Raw genomic sequence first — 12,352 nt, 5'->3', positions numbered from 1 at the left:
GCGATGAGCGCGCCTCAGGCCGGGCAGTTCTGTTTAATGGGACAAGTACCCGGTTCCCGAACCGGCCGATGATCCGGAAACCGTGCAAGGACCGTAACGAGTGTGAAGAGGTAACCGTGGAAGACAGGAAGCTGCGCATCGCAGCTGTAGGAGATGAACTGCTCGCGGGCCTGGGGGATCCCCGCGCATTGGGTTGGCTCGGAAGAGTGCTGGCCCGTACGCCCCAGGACTCCGTCGTGGTGGAAAGTTTCCCGCTCCCCTGCCCCATGGAAGGCACGGAGGGCCTCGCTGCCCGTTGGCAGGATGAAGCCGGCCGGAGGTTCAGTGATACCCACGAGAATCGTTTGGTGATCGGCCTTTCAGGCCGGGACCTGGAATTTGGTCTGTCCACGGCGCGCAGCCGGCTGAATCTGGCCAACATCCTTGACGGTGCATCGCACAGCAGCGTGGAGGTTTTCGTTGTCGGTCCGCCGCCCACACTGGATCCTGCACGGAACAAGCGGCTGGCCGAGCTGAACACCGCCTTTGCCGACGTCACCACCAGGCGAAATCATCATTACGTTGACACGTTCTCTCCCTTGCTCAATCATGAGCAGTGGAGGACGGACCTCGCAGCCAATGGGGGCACACCGGGCCAGGCGGGCTACGGATTGATTGCGTGGCTCGTCCTGCACCGCGGCTGGTTCCAATGGCTTAATATCGCTCAACCGGAGTAGCCATGATGCGGAGCAGGCAGGTTTCTGTCAGAACAACAGTCACAGCGGCCATCGTGGCCGCCGTCGCAGCCACAGTTTCCTGCAGTTCCGGTCCTCCCTCCACTGCCATCTCTTCCACGGCACCCGCATCTTCATCTTCCGCAGCACCCGCATCCACCACCTCGGCTACAGCTGCCCCTGCAGCTTTGCAGCCGTTCGATGCCGCGAGCTTACGCGCGGAGTTCGAACGGGCAGCGAAGGAAGTCCTGGTGCCCGGAGCCATTGTGCTGCTTGAGACGCCCGAGGGAACGCTTAGTGCTTCGTACGGCACAGGCGTCCGGGGCTCCGACCGGCCGGTAACCGCGGAGGACCATATCCGGGTAGGTTCCGTCACGAAGACCTGGACCACCACTGTCATCCTGCAGTTGGTTCAGGAGGGCAAGCTCGCACTGGATGATCCGGTGTCCAAGTATCGCCCCGACGTTCCCAATGGGGGTGCAATCACCCTGGAACAGATGCTGACCATGCGAAGCGGTCTGTTCAACTACACGGAGACCCTTGAGCTCAATACAGCCATGGACAAAGAGCCTCAGAGAGTCTGGCAGCCGGAGGAGCTCATCGCCCTGGCGTTTGCCCATCAACCGTACTTCGCGCCCGGCCAAGGGTTCCATTACTCCAACACCAACACGGTCCTTCTTGGCCTGATCGCGGAGAAAGTCGGAGGGAAGCCGCTCGGTGACCTTTTCAAGGAGCGCATCCTTGAGCCCCTCGGCTTGAAGGGAACGGTTTTTCCCGACATTTCGTCCAACGGCATTCCAGAGCCGCACCCCCAGGGCTACTTCTTCGGTGACAACGTCCTCACCATGACCAATCCCGCCCTTCCGGAGGACATGCAGAAGGAAGCAACGGCGGGAACCCTCGCACCCAACGACGTCACTGATGTCAACCCGTCATGGGCTTGGGCTGCCGGTTCCGGGATTTCCACGGCAGCGGACCTGAAGACGCTGGGCGAAGGCCTTGTTAACGGAAAGCTCTTGAAACCGGAACTTCAGCAACAACGGCTCGACAGCGTCACCCCGACCAATCCGAATAACCCAACCGGCGCTTCGTATGGGTTGGGGATTGCAAAGTTCGGCAACCTGTACGGCCACACTGGGGAACTCCCGGGCTTCAACACCTTCATGGGCAGCGATCCGATCAATGGCGTAACCCTCGTGGTGTGGACCAACCTGGCACCGACCGCCGATGGGAAGGACCCGGCCGTGACCATCGCCCGCTCCCTCATCGATAAGGTCTACCGCCCGTCATCCTGACTCCCACCCGCTAGGCTATTGCGCCCCTGCAATTCGCGATATATCGTGTTCACATCAACGCGATATATCGCAACTTGGAGGGATCATGTCAGACGAACTATGGACCGTGACGGGTCCGCAAACCATTGATGTGGACGACGTCCGCTCCCTGAAGCTGGGAATCGTCAAAGGCCGCTTTGACGTCATGACCCACGACGAGCCCTTCGTTCGCATCGAAATCAGCGAGATCACCGGTGACCCACTCACTGTCACGCTGGTGGATGGACGCCTGGAAGTACGCCACCAACTGCAGGGGCCGCAAGGCTGGTTCCGCAACCTGATGGGAACTGTCAACAACACCAGCACCAACTCAGTGGTGGTCGGCATCGCGCTGCCACCCGGCGTCGACGTCGAAGCGGGGACGGTGAGCGGCGACGGCATGGTCTCGGGCATCAGCGGCCGCTCGCGGCTGAACACCGTTTCCGGTTCCGTTATGGCAGACGGCACAAGTGGCGAATTGCATGTCAACACCGTCAGTGGTGAAGTGATCGTCAGGAAACACGACGGCGTCCTGACCGCCAAGAGCGTCTCGGGTGAAGTTACCGCCTCAGGCACGTTCAAGAACGTCCGGGCCAGCACGGTGAGCGGCGACCTCAGCTTCGATCTCCAGGACTACACCAACGACCTCGGGGCCAACTCCGTGTCGGGGGACCTGACCATCCGGCTGCCGCATGATGTGGGCCTGGATATCGTGGCAAAGTCAGCCAGCGGAATCGTGGTGATCGACGACCAGATGTACGCCCAGCCGGGCAGCAACGTCCACACCATTGTCGGCCCGGACGAGCGGCTGATGCTGGTGCGGACCAACACCGTTTCCGGCAAGACCTATATCATTCACGGCTCAGCGCCGGCACCGGATAACGGTCACCCGGTCCCCGGGGAAGCGGGTCTCTGATGCCTCCGGTCTTCGCGCACGGCGCTCTGCGGCTCTACCTGCTTGCACTGCTCGAGACGGGTCCCAAACACGGTTATGAAGTGATCAAGGCACTGGGCGACCGCTTTGGCGGAACGTATTCGCCCAGCGCCGGAACCATCTACCCCCGCTTGGCAAAGTTGGAGGAAGAAGGTCTTGTTGCCACCGAGACAGACGGGCGCCGTACCAAGTACTTCATCACGGAAGCTGGCCGATCTGAACTTGACGGCCGCCGCCAGGAACTGGCGGACGTCGAGGACACCATATCGGCCTCCGTCAGGCGGCTGGCTGACACCCTCCGGGAAGACATCCAGACCAACATGCGGGGCCTCCGCGCAGATCTGGCAGCGACTGCTGAAGCCGCACGCACCAGCGCAACCACGGCAACGTTCAGGAGCCGGACTGCGGGCTACACTCCCGAAGGCCAGCGCATCCTCAAGGAGGCGGAGCTGATGGTTCAGTCCTTCAGGGATGACATCCGGGTGGAACTACGCCAACACGGCGCGTCTCATCCGTTGACCCCGGTAGCCCTTGAAACTGTTCGCGCTGTGCTTGACCAGGCCCGCATCTCCATCAGGAACTCCCTGGGAAACTGACGGGCCGCCGGCCACTGTGGCATCAACACGTCGCCCGGTTCGCGACGCAGCGCCCTGATGTGCGAAACTGGAGGGCAGCTCTATTGAGTATCAATCATTGAAGGAGGCCAGCTATGAGCAAGCGTGCACGTAAGCGTCGTGACCGTAAGCGCGGCGGCGCGAACCACGGCAAGCGTCCCAACACCTAAGCCAGCGGCTTAGCGTCAAAGGCTTAAGAGCGAGGGCCCCGGAAACCATGCGGTTTCCGGGGCCCTTGGCGTTGATCTTGTGGCAAGGCCGGCGATTCAGGCCTCAACCGGCTTGATGGCGTGGATCCTGTCGAGGATTGAGTTCTTCAGGTTCTCCGGAGCCGACTCCGTGCAGGAGCGCTTGACCATGGTGCGAATGAGGCACTCAAGGTCGTACTGTTCGGCACATTCCTCGCACGTGTCCAGGTGCTGCTTGATCTCGGTGAGGTCCTCGCGGGTCAGCGCACCATCGAGGTACTCGTAGATCCGCTGCATTCGCGTATCGTCGCAATCGCCCAATCCCTGGCAGTCGCTCATTTCTCTTTCTCCTGATTGTTGCTTCCGGCCGCGGCCTGATCTTCGGTATGGGCCCTGAAGCCCCGTTCGGCGGCGTAGTCCGCCAGCATGTCCCGCAGCATCTTCCTGCCGCGGTGCAACCGTGACATGACCGTGCCGATGGGGGTGTTCATGATCTCTGAAATTTGCTTGTAGGCGTATCCCTCGACATCCGCGAAGTAGACGGCCAAACGGAATTCTTCCGGGATCGACTGCAAGGCGTTCTTGACGTCGGAATCCGGCAGGTGATCCAGGGCCTCGGTTTCAGCGGATCGCAGCCCTGCCGAAGTATGCGACTCTGCTTTGGCCAACTGCCAATCCTCGATCGTGTCCGAATTGGACTGCAACGGCTCACGCTGCCGCTTCCGGTAGAGGTTGATGTAGGTGTTGGTCAGGATCCGGTAGAGCCAGGCTTTGAGGTTGGTCCCCGGCTTGTACTGGTGGAAAGCCGAAAACGCCTTGGTGTAGGCCTCTTGAACCAGGTCTTCGGCATCTGAAGGGTTCCGCGCCATCCGCATGGCCGCCGAGTACAACTGGTCCACGTACTGCATGGCGTCACGCTCGAAGCGCTCCCGCCGCTGTTCAGTAGTCTCGGTAGCGAGGTCGACGTCGGGCGCCGCCATTGCGTCGTCGTCCGCGCCGGCTGCTTGGTACATGGCCGCTGCGGCCGGTTCCGTGGTGCTCATCGTTGCTAAGTCTACTGTCAGCTGCGGGGAATCCGGCTGCGTACCGTACCCGGGCTCCGGCAGAACCACGCGGTCCTTAACCAAAGTCAAAAAACCAACTCCATTCAGCGAAGCGGCAACACCATGCCGCGGTCCGGCCTCCACCGCACCTGATGTTCACAACGGCCGCCGCTGGGTAAATATTCCGCAAAGGTGCAAGACTAGAGCAGACTGCACCCCTTGAACACAACACTCATCGAATTAGTGTGGCAAGCCATCCAGGAGGCAAGACATGTCTGTTATCCGTTTTCTCGCGCGACCTATGCTCGCGTCCAGCTTCGTCGTTGCAGGTCTGGACAAGCTCAGGAACGCGGACGACACTGCGAAGCAACTCTCGCCCGTGCTTCGTCGCGCTTCCGAATCCCTGCCTTTCAAGGCTGATGAGAAGACCCTTGCCCGCGTCATCGGTGGCGCGCAACTGGGCGCCGGCGCGCTGCTGGGACTCGGCAAGCTCTCCCGTTTCGCCGCCACGGTACTTGCTGTGACGTCAGCTTTGAACTCCTACGTTGAGTGGCGTTCCGCCGATATCAGCACCAAGGAAGGCAGGAGCGCCCGCAAGGCACAGTTGCTGAAGAATATTTCCCTGACTGGAGGCGTGTTGCTGGCCTCTGTGGATACTGAAGGCCGCCCGAGCATTGCCTGGCGTGCGGAGCACTTGGCTGCAGATGCCAGGAAAGTGACAGGCAAGCAGATCAAGCGCGCAGACAAAGCAGTTCGCAAGGCCGTCGATAACGCAGTTGGAGCATAAGGAAGCATGACCGGTACCACCGCCGCTAACACCGAATCAACCGAAACCGGCTCCACATTGCCACTGTGGCCGGCCCCGCATGCCAAGGGACCCGTGGACGCCACGGTGACGGTACCTGGTTCAAAGTCGCTGACCAACAGATTCCTGGTGTTGGCGGCTTTGGCGGATGGTCCTTCCAGGCTCCGGGCACCGCTCCATTCACGTGACTCTGCCCTGATGATCCAGGCTCTGAGGCAGTTGGGTGCAAGTGTCACCGAAGTGCCCGGCGATGGTGATTACGGCCCGGACCTGGAAATCACTCCGCTGGATGCCGCGGCCGTCGGCGGAAGCACTGAGATCGACTGCGGCTTGGCTGGCACCGTCATGCGGTTCGTCCCCCCGCTGGCTGCACTGCGAAACGGCGCAAGCGTCTTCGACGGCGATCCCCACGCCCGCAACCGCCCCATGGGAACCATCATCGAGGCATTGATTGCCCTCGGTGTCCCTGTGGCGGCCGAGGGCGGCAGGACGCCGTCGGCCCTTCCATTCACGGTGGAGGGCACCGGCGAAGTCCGGGGCGGCCACCTGGTGATTGACGCCAGCGCTTCATCGCAGTTTGTGTCCGCTTTGCTGTTGGTAGGAGCACGCTTCACCGAAGGTCTCCATTTGGAGCACGTCGGCAAGCCGGTTCCAAGCCTTGACCACATCAGCATGACCGTGTCCGTCCTCCGCAGCGTCGGGGTGAGCGTGGACGACTCCGTTCCCAACCACTGGAGGGTCTCCCCCGGCCCCATCCGGGCCTTTGACCAGCGGATCGAGCAGGACCTCTCCAACGCCGGGCCGTTCCTGGCCGCGGCGTTGGCCACTGGAGGAACCGTTCGGATCCCCAACTGGCCAGCCGGAACCACCCAGGTTGGCGACCTCTGGCGAACCATCCTGGCCACCATGGGAGCCGAAGTCACTTTGCAGGACGGGACTCTGACGGTCAGCGGAGGCAAAGAGATCAAAGGCGCTGACTTCGACGAAACCAGCGAACTTGCACCCACCGTAGCCGCTCTGTGCGCACTGGCAACCAGCCCGTCGAGACTAACCGGGATTGCGCACCTCCGCGGGCACGAAACGGATCGACTGGCCGCGCTTGTGGCCGAAATCAATCGACTCGGCGGGGACGCCGAAGAGACCGCCGATGGCTTGATTATCCGCCCCGCCCGACTCCATTCCGGCGTGGTCCACAGCTACGCCGACCACCGCATGGCCACCGCGGGTGCCATCCTGGGACTTGCCGTCGAGGGCATCCAGGTTGAAGACATCGCCACCACGTCAAAGACCATGCCTGAATTCCCGGAAATCTGGGCACGAATGCTCCAATCTGCCAGCACCGATGAGGCCAGCAACTGACCATGGGCCGCGACGCACGCTCCTGGGATGAATCCGATGTCCGGATCCGACCCAACAAAAAAGGATCAAGGCCCCGCACCAAGGACCGGCCCAGTCACGATGATGCCGTTATTGGCCGGATCATCACAGTGGACCGCGGACGCTACAGGGCGATCGTGGACGAGGATTCTGCCAACGAACGCGTGATCATCGCCGCGCGGGCACGCGAACTGCGCCGCAATCCCGTAGTCCCGGGCGACTTTGTGGCATTGGTGGGCGACGTCTCAGGTTCTCCGGACACCCTCGCCCGCCTGGTCCGGGTGGAAGAGCGCCGGACCCTCCTGCGCCGCAGCGCTGACGACACCGACCCCATCGAACGCGTGGTGGTAGCCAACGCCGATCAACTGGTGGTGGTGGTGGCAGCAGCCAATCCGGAACCGCGTACCGGATTCATCGACCGCGCCTTGGTGGCCGCCTACGACGCCGGCATCGAGCCGCTGCTGCTCATCACCAAAGCAGACGTCAAAGATCCGGCGGAGTTGCTCGCCAACTACCTGAGCCTGGACTTCCCCGTCATCATCAGCCGCACTGCGGACTCCGAAGCAGGCGGAATTGACGCCCGCTCGGACGACGGATTATCTGCCCGGCTGGACAGGGACGCCGTGTCCCAACTCCGCTCCCACCTCGGCGGAAAAGTCACCGTCATGCTCGGCCACTCGGGTGTTGGCAAGTCCACCATGGTCAATGCGCTGACGGGGGCCGAGCGTGCCACCGGGGGCGTCAACGCGGTGACGGGTCGGGGGCGGCACACATCCTCGTCGGCCCTGGCGCTCAAACTTGCGGATGCGCCGTCCGGCAGCTGGATCATCGACACCCCGGGCATCCGTTCGTTCGGACTGGCCCACGTTGACCCGGACCGGATCCTGCATTCCTTTCCGGATCTTGAACCAGGCACGGAAGCTTGCGACCGCGGCTGCAAGCACGATGCCACTGCCATCAATTGTGGTTTGGATCCATGGGTCAATGATGGCCATGCCGGGCCGTCGGGGGTTGCCCGCTTGGCATCCCTTCGACGCCTGCTGGGTGCAGACCCCAGGCTGGAAGCCAAAGAGACCAAGGAACTGGGCACCGTCAACTGATCGTTTAGGGCTTCACGTCCCCACTGCAGCGAATGATTCAGGATAGTTTGGTGGCATGACCCATCCCGTTTCCACCTACAACGATGACCTGCGCCTTGCCCACGTCCTCGCTGATTCCGTTGACGCCCAGACCATGGATCGCTTCAAGGCGCTGGACCTCCAGATCGAAACCAAGCCGGACCTCACCCCTGTCACGGATGCTGACAAGGCCGCCGAAGAAGCCATTCGCGGTCAGCTGTCGCGCTCCCGCCCGCGTGACGCCGTCCTCGGCGAAGAGTTTGGCAGCAGCGGTCACGGCTCGCGCCGCTGGATCATCGACCCCATCGATGGGACCAAGAATTTCGTCCGCGGCGTTCCGGTATGGGCGACCCTCATCGCCCTCGTGGACGAGGGCGAACCAGTAGTAGGCGTGGTGAGCGCCCCGGCTCTGGGCAAGCGCTGGTGGGCTGCGAAGGATATGGGCGCCTACATGGGCCGCTCCCTTGCCTCCGCTACCAGGCTCAAAGTGTCCAATGTTTCCCGACTGGCCGACGCTTCGATGTCGTATTCAAGCCTGTCCGGCTGGAAGCAACGTGGCAACCTTGACGAGTTCATGGGACTCACGGAGGACGTTTGGCGAACTCGTGCCTACGGTGATTTCTGGTCTTACTGCCTGGTGGCGGAGGGTGCGGTGGACATCGCCTGCGAGCCCGAACTGAATCTGTACGACATGGCCGCACTTGTCCCCATCGTCACCGAAGCCGGCGGCCGGTTTACCTCTCTGGAAGGTGAAGACGGCCCGTTCGGCGGAAACGCTTTGGCAACCAACTCGATTCTCCACTCGGAGGTCCTCAAACGACTCAACCCTGGGCTGGACGACCTCCTCTAAGATGAAGCACAGAAAGATCCCGCGGGGCGACCTACGGAATTTTCGACGGCGGATGACCCCTTTTGGGGTCGTCCGCCGTTCTTAATTCGGGCAATCGCAATTTTTGCAACCGGCGTAACAATGAGCTTAATAAACAGTTCCGGCTTTGGATGGGCCACGTGGAGTGCCCTAACCTTTTTTACAGGTCACGAGTGCCAGCGCTAAACCCCGGTTTGCTGGCCGGCAACCCTCCATTCGCGGTGGGGTGCCCCGGGTGACGACCCGGCCGGTCCGGAACGGATGCGGCAAGCGCGGATCCCCCTATGGGGGTCCCTCTTGAGTGAGGTCCCATGAGCACTGTCACGTTCGACTCAAACATCATTCCGTCCTTCCCCGAAGAATCCGCAGCCCAGGCGTCTGCAGCCGTACGGCCCCTCGCAGCCGTTACCGGTGCAGAGTTGCAGGCTCCGCTGATCCAAGGCGGCCACGTTCGTTACGCGAATCTCGACTACGGAGCATCCGCCCCAGCCCTGACCATCGTCTCGGCCTATCTGAATGAAGTGCTGCCCTACTACGCCAGCGTTCACCGCGGGGCAGGCTACGCTTCCCAGATCAGCACCTCTGTCTACGAGAACTCACGGAACATCGTCCGTGACTTCGTGGGCGGCAGGGCTGACGATTCCGTCATCTTTACGCGCAACACCACAGACTCCTTGAACCTGCTGGCAGGGTGCCTGCCACAGCATGATGGCCAGTATTCCGGCGAGGTCCTGTACCTGGACATCGAACACCACGCCAACCTGCTCCCCTGGCAAGGCGTCCCGCACCGGAGCGTCATCGCTGCACCAACATTGGCGGCCACGGTGGATAAACTCCGCGCCGAGTTGGCCCAGGGTGGCGTAAGCCTTCTAGCCGTGACTGGAGCTTCCAACGTCACCGGCGAAATCCTTCCCATCGCCCAGCTCGCCTCTTTGGCCCACGAGTACGGTGCCCGGATCGTGGTGGATGCTGCCCAGCTTGCACCCCATCGCCGGATCAACATTGCAGAGGCCGACGTCGATTACGTCGTCTTCTCTGGCCACAAGCTTTACGCCCCCTTCGGCGCGGGCGTCGTCGTGGGCCGGCCGGATTGGCTCGACGCCGGCACCCCCCATCTGGCAGGTGGTGGCGCTGTTCGCGAAGCGCGCCTCGATTCCGTCAGCTGGGCCACCGGACCGGCACGGCATGAGGGTGGCTCCCCCAACGTCCTGGGGGCTGCAACTCTTGCCAGGGCCACCCAAGTGATCTCCGGGCTGGACCAGGACGCCTGGCACGCCCATGAATCGGCCATCCGTTCCTACCTGGTGGAAGGCCTCGAAGCAATCGATGGCGTCACCGTTCACCAGATCTTCTCCGATTCGGAAGACACCATCGGCGTAGTCAATTTCTCCGTAGAGGGATTCGACGCCGGCCTGGTCGCCGCCTACCTGGCTGCGGAACACGGCGTCGGCCTCCGTGATGGCCGTTTCTGCGCCCACCCGTTGCTCAAGCGCCTGGGTCTCCCCTCCGGTTCGTTGCGTGCCAGCTTCGGCGTCGGCTCCCGGTTGGAGGACGCCACACGGCTGCTCGCCGGCGTCGAGACGCTCAAGCTCACCGGCCTTGGTTGGGACTACGTAGTGGACGAGGGCCGCTGGGTACCGGCGAACGACCACCGCACGTACCCGGAGTGGGCGCCGAATACTCCCGGCACCGCTGGCGCTGCACCCTGCACGGTGGACTAGGCACGCTGGACCAGGCAAGCTGCGGCCCGAGCTCGCGCTGCGGTAAATTCGTAGGGTATCTTTTGGCACCCTGTGAAGGAGTTCTGCGTGTCCTTGCGTTCCCCGGGCGCCTCAAGCGGTGCGGCAGGCACTCCAGGTCCCGCCGGACCACGCGGTCCGAAACTCCATGCCACACGGCGCCACGAACTCGGCCAAAGCTTCCAAGATGGCGGTGAGCACTACGATCGCGTGCGGCCCGGTTACCCCGCGGATTCCTTGGAGTGGCTCCTTCCAGACGCATCGCAGACAGCCGCGGACCTGGGCGCAGGAACCGGAAAGTTCACGGCCCTTCTCGTCGAACGCGGACTTGACGTAACCGCCGTCGATCCTTCGGCAGACATGCTGGAGCAACTGCGGAAAAGCTATCCGCAGGTCAACGCATTGGAAGGCACGGCCGAGGCAACTGGACTGGCGGACTCAGCATTCGACGTCGTCAGCGTTGCCCAGGCTTGGCACTGGTGCGATCCCCTCATTGCCAGCACAGAGATCGCCCGAATCCTAAGGCCGCAAGGAACCCTTGGACTGATCTGGAACCAATTGGATACGTCCATTCCGTGGGTCCACCGGCTTTCGCGCATCATGCATGCGGGCGATGTCCATAAACCCGGCTTCCGTCCTGTCATCGGGCCGGAGTTCGCCGGACTGGAGCGCCACCTCACGGCCTGGGAGGACCCCCTGACACCCGAAGACATCATGGAGCTCACCAAATCCCGCAGCTACTACCTTCGGGCCGGCGATTCCACGCGGGCAAAAGTCATGGGTAACCTGCAGTGGTACCTGTACGACCATTTGGGGCACGCGCCGGGTGGGACCGTCCAGTTGCCCTACGTGACGCAAACCTGGCGTGCGGTCAAGGTCCACCCCGCACCGTCACGGTAGGCTTGGCTTGTGAAGACCAGTACGCCCTCCTCCTCGATAGAGGACTACGTCAAGGTCATCTACTCCTATACGGAGTGGCAAGACAAGCCGATTACCTCCTCCCAGCTGGCCCAGCGCCTGGGTGTGGCAAACTCCTCGGTGTCTGAGATGGTCCGCAAGCTCAAGGACCAGGGCCTGGTGGACCACCAACCGTACAGCGCCATCCGGCTAACCCCCGAGGGCATGCGCCTGGCGCTGTCCATGGTCCGCCGGCACCGCCTCATCGAGACGTACCTGGTGGAGCAACTCGGCTACAGCTGGGATGAGGTCCACGACGAAGCCGAAATGCTGGAACATGCGGTGTCAGATACGTTCATCGAACGCATGTCCGCGAAGCTAGGGCATCCTGTCCGCGATCCTCACGGCGATCCGATTCCATCCGCCGATGGCACGGTTAAGTTGCCGCCCGCCTACCGCATGATCGAGCTCGACGACGGCCATGCGGGCCGCATCACACGGATCAGTGATGAGAATCCAGACCTCCTCAGGTACCTTGCTGCAGAGGAGATCTCCTTGGACGCACCAGTGGAAGTGGTGGGACGGAAACCCTTTGGCGGGGCACTGGTGGTGCGCATTGGCAGCGGACCCCAGCGACGCGAGTTCGATCTCGCGGACGAAGTGACGTCGGCCCTCTGGGTGCAGAGCGCAGGGATCCATGAAGGGTGCGTCCTTCCCGCGCTCTGACCCGGGACGCACTAAAG

14 protein-coding genes and 1 riboswitch are annotated in these 12,352 nt (G+C 62.4%); of the genes, 11 read left to right on the top strand and 3 right to left on the bottom strand.

Going from position 1 to position 12,352, the window contains the following annotated elements; genetic code table 11:
- The first annotated feature begins 68 nt into the window (after positions 1–68).
- Positions 69–716: a GDSL-type esterase/lipase family protein gene (locus BLW08_RS04965; RefSeq protein ID WP_011775296.1), complete on the top strand. Its 648-nt coding sequence runs from the start codon at positions 69–71 to the stop codon at positions 714–716.
- On the opposite strand, the gene BLW08_RS24080 is transcribed toward BLW08_RS04965, so the two are convergent.
- Positions 694–978, bottom strand: coding sequence for a hypothetical protein (locus tag BLW08_RS24080; protein ID WP_254779691.1), 285 nt, complete (start codon positions 976–978; stop codon positions 694–696). The genes BLW08_RS04965 and BLW08_RS24080 overlap by 23 nt on opposite strands.
- Here BLW08_RS24080 and BLW08_RS04960 point away from each other — a divergent pair.
- From BLW08_RS04960 to BLW08_RS04950, 3 genes are all read left to right on the top strand, one after another.
- Positions 965–2,008 (top strand): serine hydrolase domain-containing protein, encoded by a 1,044-nt coding sequence (locus tag BLW08_RS04960; RefSeq protein ID WP_254779689.1) that lies wholly within the window; start codon positions 965–967, stop codon positions 2,006–2,008. The two genes, BLW08_RS24080 and BLW08_RS04960, sit on opposite strands and share 14 nt — an antisense overlap.
- A gap of 85 nt (positions 2,009–2,093) precedes the next feature.
- Positions 2,094–2,942 carry a DUF4097 family beta strand repeat-containing protein gene (locus tag BLW08_RS04955; protein ID WP_091323684.1) on the top strand — a complete coding sequence of 283 codons (849 nt, stop codon included), beginning with the start codon at positions 2,094–2,096 and terminating at the stop codon, positions 2,940–2,942.
- Positions 2,942–3,556, top strand: a complete 615-nt coding sequence (locus BLW08_RS04950) for a PadR family transcriptional regulator (RefSeq protein WP_091323682.1) — start codon at positions 2,942–2,944, stop codon at positions 3,554–3,556. Before BLW08_RS04955 ends, BLW08_RS04950 begins: the two co-directional genes overlap by 1 nt.
- Before the next feature lie 284 nt (positions 3,557–3,840).
- Here the strand turns inward: BLW08_RS04950 and rsrA are convergent, their stop codons facing one another.
- Positions 3,841–4,101, bottom strand: a complete 261-nt coding sequence (gene rsrA / locus BLW08_RS04945) for a mycothiol system anti-sigma-R factor (protein WP_090818479.1) — start codon at positions 4,099–4,101, stop codon at positions 3,841–3,843.
- Positions 4,098–4,805, bottom strand: a complete 708-nt coding sequence (locus BLW08_RS04940; RefSeq protein ID WP_302846897.1) for a sigma-70 family RNA polymerase sigma factor — start codon at positions 4,803–4,805, stop codon at positions 4,098–4,100. Before BLW08_RS04940 ends, rsrA begins: the two co-directional genes overlap by 4 nt.
- Before the next feature lie 271 nt (positions 4,806–5,076).
- Here BLW08_RS04940 and BLW08_RS04935 point away from each other — a divergent pair, with 271 nt between their 5' ends.
- From BLW08_RS04935 to BLW08_RS04905, 7 genes are all read left to right on the top strand, one after another.
- Complete coding sequence (locus BLW08_RS04935) at positions 5,077–5,592, top strand: DoxX family membrane protein (protein WP_090818473.1); 516 nt, start codon at positions 5,077–5,079, stop codon at positions 5,590–5,592.
- 6 nt (positions 5,593–5,598) lie between these two features.
- Positions 5,599–6,969, top strand: coding sequence for a 3-phosphoshikimate 1-carboxyvinyltransferase (aroA, locus tag BLW08_RS04930; RefSeq protein ID WP_091323680.1), 1,371 nt, complete (start codon positions 5,599–5,601; stop codon positions 6,967–6,969).
- A 2-nt stretch (positions 6,970–6,971) separates the two neighbouring features.
- On the top strand, positions 6,972–8,087 hold the full coding sequence (locus tag BLW08_RS04925; protein WP_090818466.1) for a ribosome small subunit-dependent GTPase A: 1,116 nt from the start codon (positions 6,972–6,974) through the stop codon (positions 8,085–8,087).
- A gap of 55 nt (positions 8,088–8,142) precedes the next feature.
- Entirely contained in the window at positions 8,143–8,955 is an 813-nt protein-coding gene (gene hisN, locus BLW08_RS04920) for a histidinol-phosphatase (RefSeq protein WP_090818461.1), read from the top strand.
- Positions 8,956–9,138: 183 nt separating this feature from the next.
- Positions 9,139–9,252, top strand: a riboswitch (SAM riboswitch).
- Positions 9,253–9,284: 32 nt separating this feature from the next.
- Positions 9,285–10,694, top strand: a complete 1,410-nt coding sequence (locus tag BLW08_RS04915) for an aminotransferase class V-fold PLP-dependent enzyme (protein WP_091323678.1) — start codon at positions 9,285–9,287, stop codon at positions 10,692–10,694.
- Positions 10,695–10,787: 93 nt separating this feature from the next.
- Positions 10,788–11,612 carry a class I SAM-dependent methyltransferase gene (locus tag BLW08_RS04910; RefSeq protein WP_254779717.1) on the top strand — a complete coding sequence of 275 codons (825 nt, stop codon included), beginning with the start codon at positions 10,788–10,790 and terminating at the stop codon, positions 11,610–11,612.
- 9 nt (positions 11,613–11,621) lie between these two features.
- Entirely contained in the window at positions 11,622–12,335 is a 714-nt protein-coding gene (locus tag BLW08_RS04905) for a metal-dependent transcriptional regulator (RefSeq protein WP_090818452.1), read from the top strand.
- Positions 12,336–12,352: the final 17 nt, after the last annotated feature.

Origin of the sequence: Arthrobacter sp. cf158, from assembly GCF_900106835.1 — a bacterium.
Classification (GTDB): domain Bacteria; phylum Actinomycetota; class Actinomycetes; order Actinomycetales; family Micrococcaceae; genus Arthrobacter.
This window is presented reverse-complemented; position numbering and strand designations above follow the sequence as displayed.

Excerpts from the sequence above, each read along its gene's own strand:
- BLW08_RS04965 (WP_011775296.1), top strand. The coding sequence starts at position 69 with ATGATCCGGAAACCGTGCAAGGACCGTAACGAGTGTGAAGAGGTAACC.
- BLW08_RS24080 (WP_254779691.1), bottom strand. The coding sequence starts at position 978 with ATGGCTCCGGGCACCAGGACTTCCTTCGCTGCCCGTTCGAACTCCGCG.
- BLW08_RS04955 (WP_091323684.1), top strand. The coding sequence starts at position 2,094 with ATGTCAGACGAACTATGGACCGTGACGGGTCCGCAAACCATTGATGTG.
- BLW08_RS04950 (WP_091323682.1), top strand. The coding sequence starts at position 2,942 with ATGCCTCCGGTCTTCGCGCACGGCGCTCTGCGGCTCTACCTGCTTGCA.
- rsrA (WP_090818479.1), bottom strand. The coding sequence starts at position 4,101 with ATGAGCGACTGCCAGGGATTGGGCGATTGCGACGATACGCGAATGCAG.
- BLW08_RS04940 (WP_302846897.1), bottom strand. The coding sequence starts at position 4,805 with ATGAGCACCACGGAACCGGCCGCAGCGGCCATGTACCAAGCAGCCGGC.
- BLW08_RS04935 (WP_090818473.1), top strand. The coding sequence starts at position 5,077 with ATGTCTGTTATCCGTTTTCTCGCGCGACCTATGCTCGCGTCCAGCTTC.
- aroA (WP_091323680.1), top strand. The coding sequence starts at position 5,599 with ATGACCGGTACCACCGCCGCTAACACCGAATCAACCGAAACCGGCTCC.
- BLW08_RS04925 (WP_090818466.1), top strand. The coding sequence starts at position 6,972 with ATGGGCCGCGACGCACGCTCCTGGGATGAATCCGATGTCCGGATCCGA.
- hisN (WP_090818461.1), top strand. The coding sequence starts at position 8,143 with ATGACCCATCCCGTTTCCACCTACAACGATGACCTGCGCCTTGCCCAC.
- BLW08_RS04915 (WP_091323678.1), top strand. The coding sequence starts at position 9,285 with ATGAGCACTGTCACGTTCGACTCAAACATCATTCCGTCCTTCCCCGAA.